This is a genomic window from Actinomyces sp. HMSC075C01, assembly GCF_001812965.1.
GTDB lineage: Bacteria > Actinomycetota > Actinomycetes > Actinomycetales > Actinomycetaceae > Actinomyces > Actinomyces acetigenes.
Genome location: NZ_KV810984.1, coordinates 57,210 through 78,514, shown reverse-complemented (window position 1 = coordinate 78,514; position 21,305 = coordinate 57,210). Strand labels below are relative to the sequence as shown.

At 70.0% G+C, this 21,305-nt stretch carries 17 protein-coding genes and 1 tRNA gene; 2 read left to right on the top strand and 16 right to left on the bottom strand.

The genetic code is table 11. From position 1 onward, the window contains the following. Window positions 1–60: 60 nt before the first annotated feature. Window positions 61–133 (bottom strand) — tRNA-Thr (locus HMPREF2883_RS05275). Between the two features lie 323 nt (window positions 134–456). Here HMPREF2883_RS05275 and HMPREF2883_RS05270 point away from each other — a divergent pair. Beyond that, window positions 457–2,004 carry an amino acid permease gene (locus tag HMPREF2883_RS05270; RefSeq protein ID WP_070659413.1) on the top strand — a complete coding sequence of 516 codons (1,548 nt, stop codon included), beginning with the start codon at window positions 457–459 and terminating at the stop codon, window positions 2,002–2,004. 19 nt (window positions 2,005–2,023) lie between these two features. Continuing rightward, window positions 2,024–3,022 carry an asparaginase gene (locus HMPREF2883_RS05265; RefSeq protein ID WP_070659411.1) on the top strand — a complete coding sequence of 333 codons (999 nt, stop codon included), beginning with the start codon at window positions 2,024–2,026 and terminating at the stop codon, window positions 3,020–3,022. Between the two features lie 143 nt (window positions 3,023–3,165). On the opposite strand, the gene HMPREF2883_RS05260 is transcribed toward HMPREF2883_RS05265, so the two are convergent. From HMPREF2883_RS05260 to topA, 15 genes are all read right to left on the bottom strand, one after another. Next, complete coding sequence (locus tag HMPREF2883_RS05260) at window positions 3,166–4,830, bottom strand: alpha/beta hydrolase (RefSeq protein WP_141759035.1); 1,665 nt, start codon at window positions 4,828–4,830, stop codon at window positions 3,166–3,168. A gap of 30 nt (window positions 4,831–4,860) precedes the next feature. After that, a complete protein-coding gene (locus HMPREF2883_RS05255) occupies window positions 4,861–6,597 on the bottom strand; it encodes an alpha/beta hydrolase (protein ID WP_070659407.1) in 1,737 nt (578 codons plus the stop codon). A 182-nt stretch (window positions 6,598–6,779) separates the two neighbouring features. Continuing rightward, complete coding sequence (locus tag HMPREF2883_RS05250; protein ID WP_256277343.1) at window positions 6,780–8,456, bottom strand: alpha/beta hydrolase; 1,677 nt, start codon at window positions 8,454–8,456, stop codon at window positions 6,780–6,782. 54 nt (window positions 8,457–8,510) lie between these two features. Then, the gene (locus HMPREF2883_RS05245; RefSeq protein ID WP_070659403.1) at window positions 8,511–9,095 is read right to left on the bottom strand and encodes a hypothetical protein; all 585 of its coding nucleotides are present in this window, start codon (window positions 9,093–9,095) and stop codon (window positions 8,511–8,513) included. 117 nt (window positions 9,096–9,212) lie between these two features. After that, a complete protein-coding gene (locus HMPREF2883_RS05240) occupies window positions 9,213–10,463 on the bottom strand; it encodes a DNA polymerase III subunit delta' (RefSeq protein WP_070659401.1) in 1,251 nt (416 codons plus the stop codon). Beyond that, window positions 10,460–11,248: a dTMP kinase gene (tmk, locus tag HMPREF2883_RS05235; RefSeq protein ID WP_070659449.1), complete on the bottom strand. Its 789-nt coding sequence runs from the start codon at window positions 11,246–11,248 to the stop codon at window positions 10,460–10,462. The genes HMPREF2883_RS05240 and tmk overlap by 4 nt, the downstream gene beginning before the upstream one ends. Window positions 11,249–11,388: 140 nt before the next feature. Beyond that, entirely contained in the window at window positions 11,389–12,123 is a 735-nt protein-coding gene (locus tag HMPREF2883_RS05230; protein WP_070659399.1) for an ABC-2 transporter permease, read from the bottom strand. Next, window positions 12,120–12,833 carry an ABC-2 transporter permease gene (locus tag HMPREF2883_RS05225; RefSeq protein ID WP_070659397.1) on the bottom strand — a complete coding sequence of 238 codons (714 nt, stop codon included), beginning with the start codon at window positions 12,831–12,833 and terminating at the stop codon, window positions 12,120–12,122. The genes HMPREF2883_RS05230 and HMPREF2883_RS05225 overlap by 4 nt, the downstream gene beginning before the upstream one ends. Then, a complete protein-coding gene (locus HMPREF2883_RS05220; protein WP_070659395.1) occupies window positions 12,826–13,653 on the bottom strand; it encodes an ABC transporter ATP-binding protein in 828 nt (275 codons plus the stop codon). The genes HMPREF2883_RS05225 and HMPREF2883_RS05220 overlap by 8 nt, the downstream gene beginning before the upstream one ends. Then, the gene (locus tag HMPREF2883_RS05215; protein WP_070659393.1) at window positions 13,650–14,042 is read right to left on the bottom strand and encodes a GntR family transcriptional regulator; all 393 of its coding nucleotides are present in this window, start codon (window positions 14,040–14,042) and stop codon (window positions 13,650–13,652) included. Before HMPREF2883_RS05215 ends, HMPREF2883_RS05220 begins: the two co-directional genes overlap by 4 nt. Before the next feature lie 98 nt (window positions 14,043–14,140). After that, window positions 14,141–15,235, bottom strand: a complete 1,095-nt coding sequence (locus tag HMPREF2883_RS05210) for an OmpA family protein (RefSeq protein ID WP_070659391.1) — start codon at window positions 15,233–15,235, stop codon at window positions 14,141–14,143. Between the two features lie 119 nt (window positions 15,236–15,354). Continuing rightward, window positions 15,355–16,572, bottom strand: a complete 1,218-nt coding sequence (locus HMPREF2883_RS05205; RefSeq protein ID WP_256277342.1) for a sensor histidine kinase — start codon at window positions 16,570–16,572, stop codon at window positions 15,355–15,357. Further along, on the bottom strand, window positions 16,569–17,297 hold the full coding sequence (locus HMPREF2883_RS05200; RefSeq protein WP_070659389.1) for a response regulator transcription factor: 729 nt from the start codon (window positions 17,295–17,297) through the stop codon (window positions 16,569–16,571). The genes HMPREF2883_RS05205 and HMPREF2883_RS05200 overlap by 4 nt, the downstream gene beginning before the upstream one ends. 7 nt (window positions 17,298–17,304) lie before the next feature. Continuing rightward, window positions 17,305–17,922: a DUF3060 domain-containing protein gene (locus tag HMPREF2883_RS05195; RefSeq protein ID WP_070659387.1), complete on the bottom strand. Its 618-nt coding sequence runs from the start codon at window positions 17,920–17,922 to the stop codon at window positions 17,305–17,307. Between the two features lie 303 nt (window positions 17,923–18,225). Beyond that, window positions 18,226–21,150 (bottom strand): type I DNA topoisomerase, encoded by a 2,925-nt coding sequence (gene topA / locus HMPREF2883_RS05190; protein ID WP_070659385.1) that lies wholly within the window; start codon window positions 21,148–21,150, stop codon window positions 18,226–18,228. Window positions 21,151–21,305 lie beyond the last annotated feature (155 nt).

Sequence of the window (21,305 nt, the reverse complement as noted above, 5' to 3'; positions counted from 1 at the left end):
CGCGGGTGAGGCGCCTGGTACCCGAAAGCCCCGGAAGGCATTACCTCCCGGGGCTGATCGAGCCGCCTGTGGGAATCGAACCCACGACCTATTCATTACGAGTGAATCGCTCTGCCGACTGAGCTAAGGCGGCGCTGGCACAAGCAGCAGAGCCGAACATACCGGCCCTGCGGCCACCACCGCAATCCAGCACCGCAAGGAGAACCGTGTTCCTCGACACAGTCAACCGCCCTCCTCACCACATCACAACCACCGCTGAAGCTGAAGACGGAGGCCCCTCTCAGGCCCCAGAACCCCCTGGTTTCCCCGACTCAGGCACGGGATCGCGATGGCAGGAGGGCACATCCGGGACAGGCGTGCGACTGAGCGCAGCAGCCGCCCCGCGTCACCTGAACCAATCGGGCCCGGTATTCTCCGCACGTCATTCAACAGGTCGCCCTATCCGTAAGGATCTCTATGAGCGAGTCTCCATCCAGCCACTCCCCCACCTCTCCATCACCGCACTCGGGTGCTTCGTCGTCATCCTCACGCACTTCCCAGCCCGACCAGATCCGGGACCGCGGCGACGCCGGGTACAACAAGTCGTTGAAGAACCGCCACCTGCAGATGATCGCCATTGGCGGCTCCATCGGCACGGGCCTTTTCATGGGTGCCGGCGGCCGACTCAAGGACGGCGGGGCGGGACTGATGTTCGCCTATGCCGTCTGTGGAATCTTCGCCTTCCTCATGGTGCGTGCTCTGGGCGAGCTCGCCATCCGCCGCCCCTCCTCCGGCGCATTCGTCTCCTACGCCCGTGAGTTCCTCGGTGAGAAGGGCGCCTACATCACCGGCTGGTTCTTCTTCCTGGACTGGTCAGTCACTGTGATGGCCGACATCACGGCCGTGGCCCTCTACCTCCACTACTGGACGGCTCTGAAGGTTGTCCCGCAGTGGGTCTTCGCGCTCGTCGCGCTCGTCCTGGTCTTCATCCTCAACATGCTCAATGTCAAGATGTTCGGTGAGGCGGAGTTCTGGTTCGCGCTCATCAAGGTCGCCGCCATCGTGTCCTTCATGGTGGTGGCCATCGTCGCTATAGCGCTCGGGCTTCACACCGGAACGGACCCCCACGGAGGGGAGATCACCGCAGGGGCCCACAACATCCTCGGAAACGGTGGCTTCTTCCCCGAGGGATTCCCGATCGTCTTCGCCCTGACCCTCGGCGTCGTCTTCGCCTTCGGTGGCACGGAGATGGTGGGCGTGGCCGCCGGAGAGGCGAAGGACGCGGAGAAAATCCTGCCCAAGGCGATCAACTCGATGATTCTGCGCATCTTCGTCTTCTACGTCGGCTCGGTCATGCTGCTGGCTCTGGTCCTGCCCTACACGTCCTACTCCAAGACCGAGTCGCCCTTCGTCACCTTCTTCTCCGGAATCGGTGTGCCCTACGCCGGCGACATCATCCAGGTCGTGGTCCTCACCGCCGCCCTGTCCTCCCTCAACGCCGGCCTGTACGCCACCGGACGCACCCTGCGCTCCATGGCCGTGGCCGGTGAGGCCCCTCGGGTGGCGGCCGGGCTCAACAAGCACCAGGTTCCTGCCGGGGGCATCATCATCACCTCCGCCCTGGGGCTGCTCGGCGTCGTCCTCAACGCCTACCTGCCCGGTGACGCCTTCGACATCGTCATGAACCTGGCCGGCATCGGCATCGCCGGGACCTGGGGAGCCGTCCTCGTCACCCACCTCGCCTTCCTGCGTCGGGTGCACGAGGGCACGGAGGTGCGCCCGGCCTACCGGATGCCCCTGGCCCCATGGTCCAACTACGCGGCGTTGGCCTTCTTCACCATCGTCGTCCTTTCGAACGTGGCCGACCCGGCTGGACGCTGGACCCTGGGCCTGTTCGCCATCATCGCCGTCATGATGGTGGCGGGCTGGTACGCGGTACGGGGACGTATTCGGGGCGACCTGCTCGACGAGGTCCTTGCCGACGAGGTGGACGAAGCCGCATCCGCCCCGTCGTACGAGGCCTGACCGGTAGGAGGCTGAGCACATGCACGTTCACATCACCTACACCGGGGGCACCATCGGGATGGTGAACTCCCCTCACGGCCTCGTGCCCGGCGCGGATCTGGAGGGGTGGCTCGACTCACTGCTGGCGGGCACACCCCTGGCGCGCTCGGTGACGGTGACCTCACTGGCCCCGCTCATCGACTCCTCGAACGCCACCCCGCTGTCCTGGCAGGCGATCGTGGACGACCTGCGCGCCCACGCTGCGGCCGACCCGCAGACCGCCTTCGTCATCCTGCACGGGACCGACACGATGGCCTACACCAGCGCCGCCCTGTCCTATGCGCTGACGGATCTGAGCGTTCCGGTCGTCGTCACCGGTTCCCAGCTCCCGCTCGGAGAGCTGGGGAGCGACGCCGCGGCGAACGTCACCGGGGCGCTCAAGGCCGCCACCTCCGGGCGCCTCGACGGGGTGGCGCTGTTCTTCGGTCATCGACTCCTGGCCGGGAACCGGGTGACGAAGTCCTCCTCGTGGGCCTTCACCGGTTTCGAGTCCCCCAACGCGGCCCCTCTGGCCACCACTGGCGCCCCGTGGCAGTGGGCGCAGAGCGTGTCGTCAGGTATCGGCTGGAAGGACGCCGCCCCCTACGCCCGCCACGACGTCGTCGTGATCGACCTGGTCCCGGGCATCACCGCGGCCCGCCTGGAGGCGCTGCTGACGCCGCAGCCCGAGGCCGTGATCCTGCGGGCCTTCGGAGTCGGCAACGTGCCGTCCCAGGAGCCGGGGCTGACCGACGTCGTCGAACGGGTGATCGCCGCCGGGACGGCCGTCATCGTCACCTCCCAGTGCCACGAGTCCGAGGTCCTCCTGGGGCACTACGAGGCCGGGGACGCACTGGCCCGCAGTGGCGCCGTCGGCAGCCGCGACATGACCCTGGAGGCCGCCTACGCCAAGGTCCAGTTCCTGCTCTCGCAGGGACTGGCGGGAGACGACCTGGCCGGCTGGATGGGACGCTCCATCGCCGGTGAGCTGAGCCAGTGAACTGAGCCAGTGAGTCGGGCGCTCCGGAGCCCCGCAGCGCCGGTACGGCTCGGCTGAGGAATCGGCCCCGGACGACGTGAATGTCGTCCGGGGCCGGTCTCATGGCCTGCGGGAACCGGTCGGGCCGGCCTGCCTGGCGATGGTCAGCAGGTGAGTCCCTTGTCCGGCATCGTCCCGTTGAGCAGGTAGGTGTCCACGGCCTTCTTGACGCAGTCGTTGGAACGTCCGTAGGCGGTGTGCCCGTTGCCCTTCCAGGTCAGGAGCTGGCCGGACTCGAGCTGATCGGCCAGCGCCTGGGACCAGGCGTAGGGGGTGGCCGGGTCCCCGGTGGTGCCCACCACGAGGATCGGTGCGGCACCGGAGGCCGTGATCTTCTCGCGCTTGCGGCTCGATGTGTGGCCCCAGCCCTGGCAGTAGGCGTCGGGGTAGAGCAGCTGGGAGCCGAAGGTGGGTGAGGCCTCGTTGACGGCCTTGGCGTTCTCCTCCCAGGAGGCGTTGTCCCCCTGGACCGGGTAGTCCAGGCAGTTGACCGCCATGAGGGCCTCGGCGCCGTTATTGGAGTAGGTACCGTCGCTCTGGCGGGAGGAAACGGCGTCGGCGATGGCCAGCAGCGCGCTTCCGTCCGGCTTGCCCACCTTGCCCATCGCCTGGGACAGCGCCAGGGTAAGGGAGGGCCACAGCTGGGTCTGGTACATCGATCCCAGCACCCCGTAGACGGCCAGGTCGTAGGTCAGTGGCCGTTTGCTGTCGGAGGTCGGCAGCGGCGCCGTCTTCGTGGACTCGAGGAACTCGCGGACCTGGGAGACGCCGGAGTCGACGTCTCCGCTCAGGGGGCAGCCCAGCTTGGAGCTCTGGCAGTTCTGCACGTAGGCCCGCAGCGAGGCCTCGAAGCCCTTGGCCTGCCCCAGGGCCAGTTCCTCGGCGCTCAGGGAGGGGTCGACGGCGCCGTCGAGAACCATACGACCAGTGTTGGCCGGGAACAGCTCGGCGTAGGTGGCCCCCAGGTAGGTGCCGTAGGAGAAGCCCAGGTAGGTCAGCGTCTGCTGGCCGTCAACCGCCCGCAGGATGTCGAGGTCCTTGGCGGCACTGATGGTGTCGATGTGGTCCAGGAGCCCCGCGGGGCTGGTCTTCGACGCGCAGGCCTCCCCCATCTTCTGAGCCCGCTCCTGGGTGGCCGTGGCCGAGGGGGTCTCCGGGTCGTTCGCCCCGGCTCGTTCGGCGTCGAGCTCGGCGTCGGTCAGGCAGTCGACCGCCGTGGAGGCGCCCACGCCGCGCGGGTCGAAGCCGACGACGTCGTAGGAGCTGGTGAGGTTCTTGGAGAAGTAGGAACCGGCGCTCTCGACCAGCTCGATGCCCGACCCTCCCGGCCCACCCGGGTTGATGAACAGTGAGCCGACCGATTCCCCGCCGGCGGCCCGCTTCTTCACCGCGATCTCGATCGTCTCGCCGCCGGGGTTGTCGTAGTCCAGCGGCACCTTGACCTTGGCGCAGGTGAAGCCGGTGTCCTTGCCCGACTTCGCCTCACCCATCCCCTTCTTGTCACAGGCGTACCAGGAGACTTTCTGGTTGTAGAAGCTCTCCAGCCCGGCCGGAATCGTTGCCGTGGCCGACGCCGTTGCCGGCGAGGCCTTGATGTCGGTGTCGTCCTGGCAGGCGGTCAGGCCCCCGCATGCCAGAAGCGCAGCGAGCGCCACGAGCAGAGGCTTGATACGAGGCCGAGAAGAGGTCGCAGTAGTCACGACGTGAACCTTATGCGGCCGGGCCGCCCGGGGCCTCCTCCTGGAGACGGAGTGGGGAGAAGTTCCCATCGAGGCCCCGGGGGCGGGGACGGTCCGGCGTCACTGTCCGTTCTTGCAGGTCAGGCCTTCCTCGGGCATGGTCCCGCTGGTGAGGTAGGTGTCGACGGCCTTCTGGACGCAGGCCCCCGAGCGTCCGTAGGCGGTGTGGCCGTTGCCCTCCCAGGTCAGGAGCCGGCCGGAGGCGAGCTGATCGGCCAGGGCCTGGGACCAGGCGTAGGGCGTGGCCGGGTCACCGGTGGTGCCCACCACCAGGATGGGGGCCGCCCCCTTGGCGTGGATGGGAGCGGGCTTGCGGGTCCCGTTGTGCCCCCAAGCCTGGCAGCGCGCATCCTGGTTGCCCAAGGAGGCGCCGAAGGTGGGCGAGCTCTGGAGGATCTGCTGGTAGTCCTTCTCCCAGCTGGTCATGTCGCCCTGGACGGGGATGTCCTGGCAGTTGACGGCGTAGAAGGTCGGGGCGCTGCCTCCGGCGGTCACCTTGCCGTAGAACACCTGGATGTAGGAGCCGTCCTTCTGGGTGATGGCCTGGTCGAGGGCATAGGTGAGGAGGGGCCAGTACTCGGAGGAGTACAGGAGTCGGCGGATGGCGCTGCGGATCGTGCTGCCGTCCACGGTGACGTTCGGGTCCGAGGTCTTCAGCGGCGTCTTGTCGGCTGAGGCGATGAGGGACCGAACCTGCTGGACTCCGGCGTCGGCGTCACCGGTCAGGGGGCAGCTCTGGCCTACCTGGACGGCCTGGCCGGACTGGCACTGCTGGACGTAGGTGCGCAGTGCGGTCTCGAAGCCCTTGGCCTGCCCGGCGGCCCGGTCCCCCAGTGACAGGGAGGGGTCGACGGCGCCGTCGAGGACCATGCGGCCGGTGTTGGCGGGGAAGAGCTCGGCGTAGGTCGCCCCCAGGTAGGTGCCGTAGGAGAAGCCCAGGTAGTTGAGCTTCTGGTCCCCGGACAGCGCCCGCAGGACATCAAGATCCCGGGCCACCGAGACGGTGTCCACATGGTCGAGCAGACCGGCCGGCTTGGTGTGGGCGGCGCAGTTGGCCTCCTCCTGCTTGAAGTCCTTGGTGATCTCGTCGATCAGGGTCGGGAAACTGATGTTGCCCTCCGCACCGCCGTCGGCAGCAGGATTCTCAGCGTCCCGGAAGGGGGTGGGGTCGTCCCCGGCGGCGTCGGCGACGAGGGAGCCGGGTTGGGGGTCGTTGACACCCATGCCCCCCTGGGCGGCTTTGGCGGGCTGCTGGCCCGCGCCGTCGTCGCAGGTGATGGCGGTGGAGGAGCCGACGCCGCGGGGGTCGAAGCCGATGATGTCGTAGGCCTGGTTGAGAGTGGGCGAGAACTGGGCCTCGTTGCTCTCCACCATGTCTACTCCGGAGTAGCCGGGGCCGCCGGGGTTGACGAAGAGGGTGCCCTGGCGCACCGAGCCGGTGGCCAGGTGCTTCTTCATCGCGACCTCAATGGTCTGGCCATCGGGCTGGGAGTAGTCCAGCGGCACCTTGACCTTGGCGCACTGAAAACCGGTCCTGTCAGCGGACTTCGCCATACCACCAGTGGTCACGCAGTTATACCACTCGACCTTCTGACCGTAGAAGGACTCCAGCCCCTTGGGCACCGCCGCCTTGGACGACGCAGCCGCAGCCGGGGCGGGCACCGCAGCAGCAGGAACCGCACCGGCCCCCACCCCCAGGCACACGCCCGCCACAGCCGCCAGCACCCCGGCGGACACCCGACGACGCCCTGGAGCGACTCGTCGCGGACCAGATAATTCATTCACGCTATTTTTCATAAACGTTATATTACAAACAGTAAACGGAACCTGTCCGCGTCATGGGCAGGCATGTGAGAGCAGAGAAGAACCGTGGTTGGGGCGTCTGTCTCCGGCGCCCCAACCACGGTGATGAGTACCCGCGGCACTCCTTGACGATCCTCAGTGGAGAGCCGGCAGGAGGGTAGCGGTTCCTTGAGGTCTCACTGCGTGCCGTGGCACGTCAGCCCCTTCTTGGGCATGGTGCCGGTGAGCAGGTAGGTGTCGACCGCCTTGGTGATGCAGGGGCCGTGCCCGGAGTTCGCGTAGGCCGTGTGCCCATTGCCCTCCCAGGTGAGGAGCTGGCCGGAGTCCAGCTGATCGGCCAGGGCCACGGCCCACTCGTGCGGAGTGGCCGGGTCGCCGGTCGTCCCGATCACGAGGATCGGCGCGGCCCCCTTGGCGTGGAGCGCCTTGGGCGGCTGGGTGCCGGTGTGCCCCCAGGCCTGGCAGCCGAGGTCACCGGCCTCCGCGATAGTGGCGAAGCGGGGGGCGATCCTCTCCAGCTCCTCACTCTGCGCCTTCCAGGTGGCCATGTCGCCCTCGACCCGGTAGTCCAGGCAGTTGGTGCCGATCATCGCACCGGTGCTGACCACGGGCTGAGCGTCGAGCCGGCTCAGTATCGTCCTGAAGATCGAGGCGTCGTGCTCGTTGATGACCTGCGCCAGGGCCTCATTGCCAGTCCCCCAGGAAGTCTCCGGAGAATAGAGCAGAAGCGAGATCACCTGCTTCATGTCCTCGCCTGTCACCGGACGGTTCGGGTCCGAGGAGGGCACGGGCGACTGGTTGGCCGAGGTGAAGACGTCTCCGATCTGCTTGACGCCCGCGTCGGTGTCACCGGTGAGGGGGCAGTTCTGTCCCGACTGGCACCAGGCGACATAGTTGCGCAGCGCCCGTTCGAAGCCCAGGGCCTGCCCCTGCCTGCGCTCGTTGTAGGTCAGGCTGGGGTCCAGGGCGCCGTCGAGGACCATGCGGCCGGTGTTGGTGGGGAAGAGCTCGGCGTAGGTCGCCCCCAGGTAGGTGCCGTAGGAGAAGCCCGTGTAGTTGAGCTTCTGGTCCCCGGACAGGGCCCGTAGGACATCAAGATCCCGGGCCACCGAGACGGTGTCCACATGGTCGAGCAGCTCGGCAGGCTTGGTGTTCGCCGCGCAGCTGGCCTCGAACTGCTTGAACTGCGCGGAGATGGCGGCGGCTCGCTGCTCGAATGCCGTGGCGCCGTCTCCGGCAGTGACCGGGGCGGCCTCCGCCATCGCCGTCACCTCGGTGTCGGAGGTGCAGGTGATGGCGGTGGAGGAGCCGACGCCGCGGGGGTCGAAGCCGATGATGTCGTAGGCCTTCTGTACGCCGGCGAAGGTCGAGGTTGCCATCGTGCTGACGGCCTCCACCCCGGATCCACCGGGGCCACCGGGGTTGATGAAGAGGGTGCCCTGGCGCACCGAGCCGGTGGCCAGGTGCTTCTTCATCGCGATCTCAATGGTCTGACCGCCCGGCTGGGAGTAGTCCAGCGGCACCTTGACCTTGGCGCACTGAAAACCGGTCTTGTCATCCGACTTCTCCACCCCGGCAGTGGCCACGCAGTCGTACCACTCGACCTTCTGACCGTAAAAGGACTCCAGCCCCTTGGGCACCGCCGCCTTCGTCGCAGCCGCAGCCGGGGCCGGCCCCGCAGCGGGCACCGCAGCAGCAGGAACCGCACCGGCCCCCACCCCCAGGCACACACCCGCCACAGCCGCCAGCACCCCAGCGGACACCCGACGGCGTCGAAGGCCACCGGAGCCTCTCGCCTCGTCCACGCCCGCGGGCGAGGACCGATAAGGCCGATTCTTGGGAGGATGCTTCATTCTCGTTTCCATGAGCAGCATCATATGAACTGACCAGCCGGTGCATGGTCCCTCTCAGGGATGAGATGGGCCGTTGCCCTCTCCCCCGCGAGTGCCGTTGCCCTCCGGGTCCTCGGCGGGCACCAGCCCCCAGGAGGCGGCCCAGGCCCAGAGCCGATCGAGCTCGTCCTCCATGAGGTAGCGAGCCCTGGGCTCGGTGAGTGCCCGAGTGGTCATTCCTCCCAGCACCACCGTGCCCGCCTCGCTGCGCACTGTCGCCTGCACGCTCGGGCCCGCGCCAGCGATGCGTCGAGCGGAGCGAGTCTCCCGGGTGATGTCGAAGTCGTTCCGGGAGCCGGGCCAGGCGAGGTCGTAGGAGCGCAGCAGCGTCCTGCTGTGGATGCCGCTCCGGTCGAAGACGGTCCGCGGCCGCAGGGTCAGGTAGCCCATGAGGAGGCACAGTGTCGCCGCGGCGAGGCAGGCGAGCATCCCCCGCAACTGCCCATAGGTCATGATCGCCAGCCCGGTGGCCAGCCCCAGCAGGCCGACGGCGATGAGTCCCCAGGCGATGACCCGCTCCTGCGGGCTCGATCTGCGGATGATCGGCTCGAACCGAGCGGCGTGGCCGCCGCCCTCGGCCCCGGACTGTGTCACGGTCATGTCACGACTCTTGCACACCCGGCCGCGGCCGTCCTGGTTTTGGAGGTCGCGGCGGCAGTGGTCCGGGCCCGACGACGCGACCTCATGCCCCGCCGCGGGTCGGGCGGGGCGGGGGACTCACCTTCCTTCGGCCTGGGGGCGCAGCTGCACCATGAGGGCCTCGACGGCCAGCAGGGGGGCTGCGTTGGAGCGCAGGCGACTGCGGCACTCCTCGATGGCGGCGATGCGGGCCAGGGACTGCTCGGGGCTCGTCGTGCGGGCGGCCTGGTCGACGGCCTCGGACAGGTCGAGGTTGACGCGCTCGACGTCGCTGCCCATCTGGGTGGTCAGGACGTCACGGTAGAAGGACAGCAGGTCGATCATGGCCCGGTCCAGCACGTCGGTGCGGGCGCGCTTGGCGCGGCGCTTCTGGTCCTCCTCGAGCTGGCGGATCTGGGCGCGCAGGGCCGCTGGGATCTTCCCGTCGCTCTCCAGGCCGAGGGCGCGGGTGAGCTCGGCCTTCTCGCGGGCGTCGCGCTCGGCGGTGGCCTCCTTGGCCTCGGACTCGGCGGCCTCCACCAGGGAGGCGGCGGCCAGGACGGCGTCGCCGACGCTGCGCAGGGAGACCGGGGCGAGCAGGAGGCGGCGGCGCCGGTCCCAGGCGCCGGCGTCGGTGGCCAGGTGGCGGGCGAGCCCGATATGCGACTGGCTGGCGCGGGCGGCTCGGGCGGCCAGCTCGGGGTCGGCGCCGTCGCGGCGCACGAGGAGCTCGGCGACGGCGTCGGCCGGCGGGATCCGCAGCGTCACCAGGCGGCAGCGGGAGCGGATGGTGGGCAGGACGTCGTCGGCACTGGGGGTGCACAGCAGCCAGACGGTCTGGGGCGGGGGCTCCTCGATGGACTTGAGCAGGACGTTGGTGGTGCGCTCGGCCATGCGGTCGGCGTCCTCGACGAGGATGACGCGCCAGCGCCCGGTCCAGGGGCGGCGTTGGGCCTCACCGATGAGGGTCTTGACCTCCTCCATGGTGATGATGAGCTTCTCGGTGGCCAGGCGCACGACGTCGGGGTGGGAGCCGGCCATGACGTCGCGGCAGGGCTTGCACTGCCCGCAGCCGGGCACGGGGCCGGTGCACTGCAGGGCGGCGGCGAAGGCGCGGGCGGCGTTCGAGCGGCCCGATCCGGGCGGGCCGGTCACGAGCCAGGCGTGGGTCATGGCGAGCCCGGCCGACGCCGCTGTTGAGCCGGCTCCTCCGTCTCGTGCCGCCTCGGGGGCCAGACCGGCGGCGGTCTGCGCCTCCCGCTGCTGGGCGGCCTGGCGGGCGGCCCTGGCTGCGGCGGTAAAGGCGGCCACGGCGCTCTCCTGGCCGACGACGTCCTCCCACACGCTCATGAGCCCGCCTCCTCGCCCGATCCTGCGGCGCGGCGGCGGGCGGCGGCCTCCACGAAGGCCTCCAGGCCCAGGAGCACGCCCTGGTGGGCCCCGCCGTGGGCGAGGTGCGCGCCACGGCGGCGTACGGCGACGACAGCGGCCTCGATGACGTCGTCGGCCACCTGGTCGACGGACCGGTCGGCGTCGACGACGACGAAGCGCTCCGGCTCGGCCCGGGCCAGGGCGAGGAACTGCTGGCGCAGGGCGGCGCGGAAGGCGTCCCCCTCCTGCTCGAGGCGGTCCTTGGCGCCGCGGCCGGTGGTGCGCCGCTCGGCCAGGCCGGGGTCGCCGTCGAGCAGGATGGTCAGGTCCGGCAGGAGCCCCTCGGTGGCCCACAGGGACAGGTCGCGGACCTCCTGGGGGCCGAGCGAGCGGGCCGCGCCCTGGTAGGCGACGGAGGAGTCGAGGTAGCGGTCGGTCAGGACGACGGCGCCGCGCTCGAGGGCGGGCCGCACGCGGGTGGCGATGTGGTGGGCGCGGTCGGCGGCGTACAGGAGGGCCTCGGCGCGCGGGGCGACGTGCCCGCCGTGCAGGAGGAGGCGACGAATCTCGACGCCGAGCTCCGTGCCGCCCGGTTCGCGGGTGAGGATGTGGTCCACGTCCGCTGCGGTCAGCAGGTCGGCGAGGATGCGGATCTGCGTCGTCTTGCCGACGCCGTCTCCTCCTTCGAAGGAGATGAACAGACCGGGGCCGGGCGTGGGCGGGACGGGGGCGCCGGGAGCAGCGGGCGGGGCAGCGGTGGTCACAGGCCCAGGGTAACGGCCCGCGGGGAAGACCCCGGGAGTCCCTGCCATTCACCACCGGGGCGCACTGGGTGAGGCGACGTCCTGATCCGTGGAACGGCGTCGTTGCTGGCCACCACCACTGACGCTCTCGGGCGATCCTCTCAGTGGTCCTGGCGCCCATACCAGTGAACGGCTACCGCCAGGGAGGCACCCAGGAGGACAGGGCAGGCCAGGGCAGCCAGGACCGCGGGTACCGGCTCGCGCAGTACCTCGGCCACGGGCCCTGCCAGCAGCGGGGTGCCGCCATAGAGGGCGCCGGCTCCCGCTCCCAGGCACAGCCCCCACACCCGCAGGGCCCTCTCCGGAGCCAGGCACAGGAACAGGGGCAGTCCGAGGGCCACGGACAGGCAGATGACGACTATGCCGGCCATGAGTCCGCCCCAGTCACCGGTGAGAGCGGCCACCGGCACGTAGACCAGACAGGACAGGAGCGCCAGGGCGAGCACCTCGACCCAGCGGGCACCGACCAGCTCGCTGCGCCGCAGCGGCAGCGCCCCGTGGAGGCGCACCATGCGGTGAGCGGCCTCGACAGCACCCTGGGAGTACTGGGCGCACAGTCCCAGGGCGACCGTCATCATCACCGTCGCCTGTAGACGGCCGACCAGGACGTCCATAGTGATGAACAGCGCCAGTGGCAGCAACAGGAGCAGCAACAGGAGCAGCAGCAGACGACGACGCAAAACGATGAGGTCGAGTCGCAGCACCGCCTCCACCCTGGCGAGCGTCATCCCACCGCCACCCTCGGGGCCGGACTGCCCAGCCGGCGTGGCCCCTGCAATGCCCCACCTACTATTCGGCGCCGCCCCCGTCGTCGTCCCCGTCATCGTGGCGCTCACTGGTCCTGCTTGAGGTAGAGGCGGTGGCTCAGCACCCACAGGCCGATGAGGGCGCCGGCCCCCAGGGCCAGGAGCAGGCTGCGTCCCGTCATCGTCCCCAGTACAAGGTCTCGGACCGGCCCGAAGCTGAGCACCAGCACACCCAACGCCCCCAGGACCACGATCGCAATCACCCAGATGAACAGGCCACGCACCTGCCCGAAGTGCAGCAACACAGGAATTCCCAGGGCCTGGCCCGTGATGAGGACGAGGGGGAGGATGAGCAGCTGACCTGGGTGCACGCCCATAGGGAGACCCATGACGGCGTAGAGGGCCGAGGCGGCCAGGAGGGATAGCACAGCGACTGCCCAGTAGGAGTTGACGACGTCGGCCCGGGAGACGGGCAGGGAAGCCAACAGACGGTTGATGCCGGAGCGCTCGACCATCACTCCCGATAGGCCCCCAACCAGGGCAGCCCCCGCGAGGAATCCGCTGACCAGGGCGATGTTTCCGGAGACGATGCTGACGGCGCCGACGATGAGGAGAAGGCCGAGGAGGGTGGGCAGGGGAGCCCGCAGGCTCAGGAGGTGCAACCGCACCAGGGAGAGCACCCGACCGACTCGCCCGGGCCCGCCCGCGGCGCCTCTCATCGTCGCACCGTCCGGCGCCTCGGCGGCTGCGGCTGCCTCGGCGGGGTACTCACGTCGATTCGTGGTCATGAGGTCATTCACGGCCCGCCTCCTTGGCGATGTGCACGGCGAGGTCCTCGATGGTGGGGGCCTCGACGACGATGTGCTCGGCCAGTGCCTCGGCGGCGTCGGCCGGCATCATGGCCTCCCATCCCAGCGACGTGCTGCGCAGCCCGAGGCCGGCCTGGCGCACGGCGTCAGTCAGGTGCTCGGGGGTACCGCGCACGAGTCGGAAGGAGTCGAGGATCTCCTCAGCCGTGCCATTGGCCACGACCCTGCCTCGGCTGAGGATGACCAGGTAGTCGGCCAACCGATCGAGGTCGGAGGTGATGTGGGTGGAGAACAGGATGGTGCGACCCTCCTCCACCATGAACTGGGCGAGCATGTCCACCATCTCGGTGCGGGCCAGAGGATCCAGCCCGCCGGTGGGCTCATCGAGGATGAGCAGCTCGGGATCGTGGGCCAGGGCCACCGCCATCTGCAGGCGCATGCCCATGCCTCGGCTGAGTTCCTTGACCTTCTTGGTGGGGGCCAGTCCCGCAGCCTGGAGCTCGGCGTCGTAGCGTTCCTGGGACCAGGTGGGGAAGAAGCGCCCGATGCCACGGCCCAGGTCCTTCAGGCGCCATTCGGGATGGTAAGGCGGGGCGTCGAAGACGACGCCGATGCGCTCATGGCCCACAGTGGTGGCCGAGCCGGAATCGGGGTGGATCATGCCCAGGGCGGCTTTGATGGTGGTGGTCTTCCCCGAGCCGTTGGCCCCGACGAAGCCCGTCACGTATCCGGCGGGGACGGAGAAGGTGACGTCGATGAGGCTGAAGTCCGGGTAGTGCTTGGTCAGGTGGGAGATCTCGACGGGGTTCACTGCTTGTCCTTAGAGGTGGCGATGATGGTCTGCAGCATGGTGTGGAGCTCCTCGTCGCTGAGCTGGGCCAGGCGCGCGCGCTCCACGGCGCGGTCGAGGTGCTCCTCGACCTCCCGCAGCACCTGTTCGCGCACCAGCTCGGAGTCCCGGGGCAGGACGAAGTAGCCCTTGCCGGGAACGTTGGCCAGGAAGCCTTCGGCGACGAGGTCGGAGTAGGCGCGGGTGGTGGTGATGACGCTGACGCGCAGGTCCCGGGCCAGAGCCCGGATTGAGGGCAGCATCTCGTCAGCCTCCACCTGGCCTGTCAGGATCGCGTCCCTGACCTGCTGAGCGATCTGCTCGTAGATGGGAACTCCTGCCGTGTTGGACAGGACGACCGAGAGCGACACAGCAACTCCTTCTGTACATGCACACTATAGACAGTATGTGCACGGGGGAGTCAAGTGCCTCTCCACCTGCAGCTGTGCCAGCCCCCTGGCCGAATGGCTCAGAAGGCTGGGACGAAGACCTCGACGCGGCGGTTGAGGCGGCGGCCGCCGGGGTTGTCGGAGCCGTCGGGGTTCTCGTTGGGGGCCACCGGCTTGGTCTCGCCGTAGCCGACGGACTCCAGGTCAGCGGCCACGCCGTCGGCCTTCAGGGCGCTTGAGACGGCCTGCGCCCGCTGCTCGGAGAGCTTCTGGTTGAAGACGTCGTCGGAGACGGAGTCGGTGTGGCCCTGGACCTGAACCTTGGGGGCCTTGGAGTCCTTGAGGACGGTAGCCAGGTTGGTCAGAGTGGTCGAGGCCTCGCCGCGCAGGTCGGATGAGCCGAAGTCGAACAGGACACTGTCCTCCAGGGTGATGACGGTGCCGCAGGACCGCACGGGCTTGGCGGCGTCGATGGAGGGGAAGGTGCCGACCTTGCCGGCCTTGGGGACGGGTTTGGCCGAGATCGTGGAGCCGTTGACGACGGCGGTGCCGTCACCGTTGTTGGTGATGGAGAGCTTGCCGTCGGAGTAGGTGCCCGAGCCGTCGCCGTTGACGGTGATGGAGACCTTGCCGTCGGAGTAGGTGCCTGAGCCGTCCCCGTTGTTGGTGATGGAGACCTTGCCGTCGTTGAACGTCCCCGAGCCGTCACCGTTGTTGGTGACCGAGGTGGCTCCTGAGCTCGCGGTCATGGAGCCGTCGCCGCCAAGGACCGTGGAGCCGGAGACGAGCGAGCCACTCGCGTCGCAGCGGGCGGGCCTGACGGTGATGCCGGGCTGGGAGGTGATGGAGCGTGTCAGGTCCGGGGTGAAGGCGCCGGTGGACTGGGTGAGCAGGCTGAGGTCGGGCAGGGAGATCATGGGGATCGGGGGGATCTGTCCGGGCTCGTAGCCGGCGACGGCCTGCCCAGTGGAGCCGGAGGTTCCCGTCGCCGGGGAGGAGGCAGGGGCCTGGGCGCTTCCCGCGGAGCCGGCGGAGTCCGAGGCGGCCTGACTGGCCTGGGTCTGCTGACCCTGAGCCTGCGAGGACGAGCCGCCTCCGATGGACAGGGAGCAGCCGCTCAGTGCGAGGGCGGCGATGAGGGAGAGGGAGGGCAGGGAGATGAGTGCTTTCGTCATGCCCGGAACGTTACTGGGCCGTTGTCGCCGCCCGGTTCCCGCCCTGTCGCAGGACTGCGACAGGGACCTGACGGGTTGATGGTGGGCTCGTCGGACTCAGCCGCCGGCGCACCATGCGGTCACGGCGTATCCGCTGGGCCCGCGACGGGCAGGCTCAGCCAGACCCGGGTTCCCACGCCCTCACGGGAGGCCATGCGCACGCTGCCGCCGTGGCGGCGCACGATCGTGGACACCAGTGCCAGACCCAGCCCCGAGCCCGGCAGGCCCCGGGCGTTGCCGGCCCGGGCCAGCTCACTCCACACGGCCGGCAGGTCCGCCTGCGGCACCCCGATCCCGGTGTCGGCCACCTCGATGGTGACGGTTCCGGACTCCTCCCGACCGCGCACCTCCACGGTCCCGCCAGGCGAGGTGTACTTCGAGGCGTTGGAGATGACGTTGTAGACGGCCGAGTACAGCAGGTCGCCGTCGCCGCGCACATGCGACAGCGGCCACGGCACCTGCGGCAGATCCAGGCGGATCTTGGGCCCGCCGCCACGAGCCGTCCCCTCCTCGCCGACCGCCTGGGCGGCGTCGTGGACGGTCTCGGCGATATCGACGTCCTCCAGTGAGAGGGTGGCCGTCTCCAGGTCGGCCAGCTTGCGCAGGTCCGTCACCAAGCGCCCCATGCGGCGGGCCTGGGCGTCGACGACGTCGACCCGGGCCTGCAGCTCGTGGAGCGGGGCCTGCGGCAGGTCGGCGACGGCGGCCCGCACCGCCGTGAGCGGGTTCTTCAGCTCGTGGTCCAGCCGGCGCAAGAACTGCTGGTGACGGGACCACGCCTCCTCCTGGGCCTGACGTCGGCCCCGCTGCTCGGCCAGGCGCAGCCTGCGGCGGATCACCGTCGCGGCCAGGGCGAGCAGCAGCACAGCAATCCCGAACTCCGCCACCACCAGCGGCACCGCCGTCGAGATGACCACCGGGGCCAGTCCGAAGGCCGCGTAGGAGACCGCCGCCGCGACGGCCACGACCGCCACCGCCAGCACCCATCCGATCCAGGTGGCCCGCCGGGGCTTCTGCGTCGCGGGTTCCAGATGTGTCGGGGCGGCTTCGGCAGCGGCCCCGGCCGAGGGATCGACCGGCCGGGGCTCGGCCACCGGCTGCTGCCGGCCCGCCGGGTCGCCCGCCATCGGGTAGACGGCCGGCTGCGCAGCCGGCGCCCCGGGCCGGGTGACCGGCATGGTGCGCGGACCACCCGTGTCCACCGCCGGCCCCAGGAAGCTGGTGCGGCCGTCCTGTGCGGGCGCCGCGCGCGGCGGAACCGAGGGCGGCAGCTGCGGCGGCGTCGGCGGCCGGCTCATGCCCGGACCTCGGCCCGGAAGCGGTAGCCGACGGAGGGGACCGTCTCGATGTAGGTGGGGTGGGCGGCGTCGTCCCCCAGGGCCTGGCGGATTTCGCGGACACGGTGATCGACGGCGCGCGTGGAGGTGGCGAAGTCGATGCCCCACAGGGAGGCCAGCAGGGCGTCACGGGTGTGGAGCTCACCGGGATGGCTCATGAGGTAGTCCAGAAGCATCGTGGCCTTCGGGGTGAGCGTCACCTCGCGCCCCGACAGGGTCACCCGACGCGAGGTCCGCTCCAGGACGAGCTCCCCGGACATGAGCCGGGAGGCGGAGGTCAGCGGCTGGGCCACGCCGCGGGTGCGGCGCAGCACCGCGCGGATCCGGGAGGCGAGCTCGGCGGGGTCGAAGGGCTTGGACAGGTAGTCATCGGCGCCGTCATCGAGGGCCGAGACCCGCTCGTAGGAGGCGTCCACCTGGGTGAGCAGGATGATGGGGGTCCAGGCCCCACCGGCCCTGACCCGCCGCACCAGCTCGCGCCCGTCCATCCTGGGCATGAGGACGTCGGAGACAATGATGTCCACCTGGTAGGAGGCCAGGATGTCCAGGGCCTCCAACCCGTCCGAGGCGAGCAGGACCCGGTACCCGCCGCGCTCCAGGTAAGGGCCCAGGGAGCGGCGGATGGGGGCCTCGTCGTCGACGAGCAGGACGGTGGCGGACGGAGCCGGTGCGGCGGGCTGGGTCACGGCAGTCTCACTGGGAGAGCTTCCCGGTGGTGTTGTTGGCACCGCCGTCCTGGATCGTCGGGTCATCACCCAGCCAGTGGACGGTGACGTTGGAGCCCTGAATGGTGAGGTGGTCGATGTCGCGGGCGTAGACGGTGACGTTGGAGCCCTGAACGATGAGGTTGTCGACGTCCTCCGCGGCGATCTTGACGTCAGAGCCCTGGACGGTCAGCGTGTCGAGGTCACCGACCAGGTTGAGGGCCGCCCCAGCTCCCTGGACGGTGTACGCACCGGAGACCTCGGTGCGCTGACCCGTGCTCTGGATGTCCTTCCAGGTGGGGTCCGTGATGGGGGCGTCGTCGCCGTCCTTGTCATCGTCGTGATCGCCGTCCTTGCTGCTGGGGGCCGTGGAGGCCTGAGCCGAGCCGCCCGAGGAGGTCTGGGAGTCGGCCGTCGCGGCCCCCTTGGCATCGGCCTTGGACGAGTTCTTGGAGTCGGCGCTCTGCGAGTCCTTCTGCTCAGCCTGGGCGGCCGGCGTGCTGGAGTCCCCGGAGCCGGAGCCGTTGACGGACAAGGAGCAGGCGCCCAGGGTCAGGGACAGGGCCAGGGCGGCGGTACCGGCGAGAACGATCTTGGGCAGACGCATGACGGGTTCCTCTCAGGAATCATGGGGGATGTTGTACACAAGATACAATACCGGCCAGTTGTCCCCTCCTCGTCGCAGTGCTGTCGCAGAGCTGCGACACGGGCCGCGATGATGATCACGAGCACCGGGCTTGCACAGACGGGGGCATTCTGCGCCGTCGGGGACAGGAATCCGATCCCCGGACGCGTGGACTGTCCCCGGCCAAGGCTTGCGACGGCAACCGGCGGCAGTGGCCGGCGACGGCGGCGGTCAGCAACAGCGGCCCGCACCGACGCCGCACGTCCACAGCACCGCCGCGGCCCCTCAGCCCTCCTTCGAGGCGGCCGCCTTGCTCGACGCCGTCTTGGCAGTGGCCTTCTTGGCGGCGGTCTTCTTGGTGGCAGCCTTCTTCGTCGTCGTCTTGGCGGCGGTCTTGCGGGTGGTGCGCTTCTTGGCCGGGCCCTTGGCGCGCTTGTCCGCCAGCAGCTCGAAGGCCCGCTCAGCGCTGATAGTGGCCGGGTCCTCGCTGCGGGGCACGGTGACGTTGGTCTGCCCGTCAGTGATGTAGGGACCGAAGCGGCCGTCCTTGATGACCACCGGCTTGTCAGTGGCCGGGTCCTGGCCCAGCTCGCGCAGCGGTCCGCGGGCGGCCGCCTGTCCTCGACGCCGCTTGGGCTGGGCGAAGATCTCCAGGGCCTGCTCCAGGGCGACGGTGAAGATCTGCTCCTCGGTCTCCAGGGAGCGCGAGTCCGTGCCCTTCTTGAGGTAGGGCCCGTAGCGGCCGTTCTGGGCGGTGATGTCCTCCCCCGACTCCGGGTCCTGCCCGACGACGCGCGGCAGGCTCAGCAGGTCCAGGGCCTGCTCCAGGGTCACGGTGGACAGGTCCATGGAGCGCAGGAGGCTGGCGGTACGGGGCTTGGGCTTGGCGGCCTTCGCGGTCTTCTTCGCCTTCGTCGATTTGGCCATCTTCGCAGTCGTTGCTGCCTTCGCCGTCTCCGCCCCGGCCGTCTCCTCCGGCTCGGGCAGGACCTCGGTGACATAGGGGCCGTAGCGGCCGTCCTTGGCGATGATGACGTGCCCGCTGACCGGGTCGACGCCGAGCTCGCGGCCGTCGTCAGCGGCGCGGGTGAAGAGCTCTCGGGCCTTGTCAACGCTCAGCTCGTCGGGGGCGAGGTCGGCCGGCACGTTGGCGCGCTTGCCCTCGGCGTCCTCCAGGTAGGGGCCGTAGCGCCCCACGCGCAGGGTGATGCCCTCGCCGATGTCGATGGAGTTGACGGCGCGGGCGTCGATCTCACCGAGATTGTCCACCAGGCCCTTGAGCCCCTGGGCGCGCAGCGCGGCGGCCGCGGCGTCGAGCTCACCCGAGGCGGCCTGGGCGGCCTCCGGGGCGCCGGCACCCCCCTGACCGTTGTAGAAGCGCCGCAGCCAGGCGACCCGGTCCTCCTCGCCGGCGGCGATCCGGTCCAGGTCGCGCTCCATGGAGGCGGTGAAGTCGTAGTCGACGAGCTCGGTGAAGTTCTCCTCCAGCAGCCGCGTGACGGCGAAGGCGAGCCAGGTCGGCACCAGGGCCTGGCCGCGGTGGTCGACGTAGCCGCGGTCGGAGATGGTGGACATGGTGGCCGCGTACGTCGAGGGACGGCCGATCTCCCGCTCCTCAAGGGCCTTGACCAGGGAGGCCTCGGTGTAGCGCGGCGGCGGCGTGGTCTCGTGGCCGGAGGCCTCGGCGCCCAGGGCGGCCAGCTCCTGGCCGGCGATCATCGCGGGCAGGCGCACGTCCTTGGAGTCCTTGGCGGCGGCGCCGGCGTCGTCCTGGTAGCGCTCGGCGTCGCGCCCCTCCTCATAGGCGGCCAGGAAGCCGCGGAAGGTGATGACGGTGCCCGACGCCGTCAGACCGGCCGTGGAGAAGGTGGGGCCGGAGTCGCGCGACTCGCCGGTCGCGGGCGTCAGCGGCACCTCGACGGTCACCGTGGCGGTCGAGCCGACGGCGTCGGCCATCTGGGAGGCCACGGTCCGCTTCCAGATGAGCTCGTAGAGGCGGAACTGGGCGCCGGTGAGCTCGCCGGAGACCTGCGCGGGGGTGCGGAAGTGGTCGCCGGCGGGTCGGATCGCCTCGTGGGCCTCCTGGGCGCCCTTGGACTTGGAGGCGTAGACGCGGGGGCGCTCGGGGACGTACTCGGCCCCGTAGAGCTCGGCCACCTGCGAGCGGGCCGCGGCCACGGCCTGGCCGGACAGGACCGTGGAGTCGGTGCGCATGTAGGTGATGAAGCCGTTCTCGTAGAGGCCCTGCGCCACACGCATGGTCTCGCGCGGGTTCATGCGCAGCTTGCGGGAGGCCTCCTGCTGGAGGGTGGAGGTGGTGAAGGGGGCGGCCGGGCGGCGCTTGTAGGGCTTGTCCTCCACGCCGACCACGCGGGGCTCGCCCCGGCCGATGGCCTCGGCCACGGCGGTGGCCCCCACCTGGTGGAGGTGGACGGTGGAGGCCTTGAGCGCGGCGGGGCGCAGCTGGCCGTCGTCGTTGAAGTCGCGGCCGGTGGCCACGCGCCGCCCGTCGAGGGTGACGAGCCGGGCGGTGAAGGAGGCCTCCTGGCGGGCAGTGACGTCCACGGCGGACAGGACGGTGGAGAAGGTGGCCTCCACCCCCCAGTAGGAGGCGGAGCGGAAGGCCATGCGCTCGCGCTCGCGCTCGACGACGAGGCGGGTGGCCACTGACTGGACTCTCCCGGCGGACAGGCCGGCGCGGACCTTGCGCCACAGGACCGGGCTGACCTCGTAGCCCACGAGACGGTCCAGGATGCGGCGGGTCTCCTGGGCGTCAACGAGGTGGATGTCCAGCTCGCGGGTGTTGTCCAGGGCGCGGGTGACGGCCTCGCGGGTGATCTCGGTGAAGACCATGCGGCGCACCGGCACCTTGGGCTTGAGGACCTGCTGGAGGTGCCAGGCGATGGCCTCGCCCTCGCGGTCGTCGTCGGTGGCCAGGTAGAGCTCGTCGGCCTCCTTGAGGGCCTTCTTGAGCTGGGCGACCGTCTTCTTCTTGTCGGGGTTGACGACGTAGTAGGGGGTGAAGTCGTCCTCGACGTCGACCGCGAACTTCCCGTAGGGCCCCTTCTTCATGGTGGCGGGCAGCTCGGAGGGCTGCGGCAGGTCGCGGATGTGCCCCACGGAGGCCTCGACGTCGAACTCCGGACCCAGGTAGCCGGCAATGGAGCGCACCTTGTTGGGGGACTCCACGATGACGAGCTTGGTGGACACGTAAAGCCTTCCTCACGGGTGGTGCGCGGCTGGCCGCGGCTGGCGGGTCTGCGGGTGGTTGTCGGCAGGTCCCGGCGGTCTCCCCGTGATCGTGACGATCCGGGCGATCCGGGGCCCTGACGAGGGGGACGGAGGGAGACGGCTCGCACCGGCTC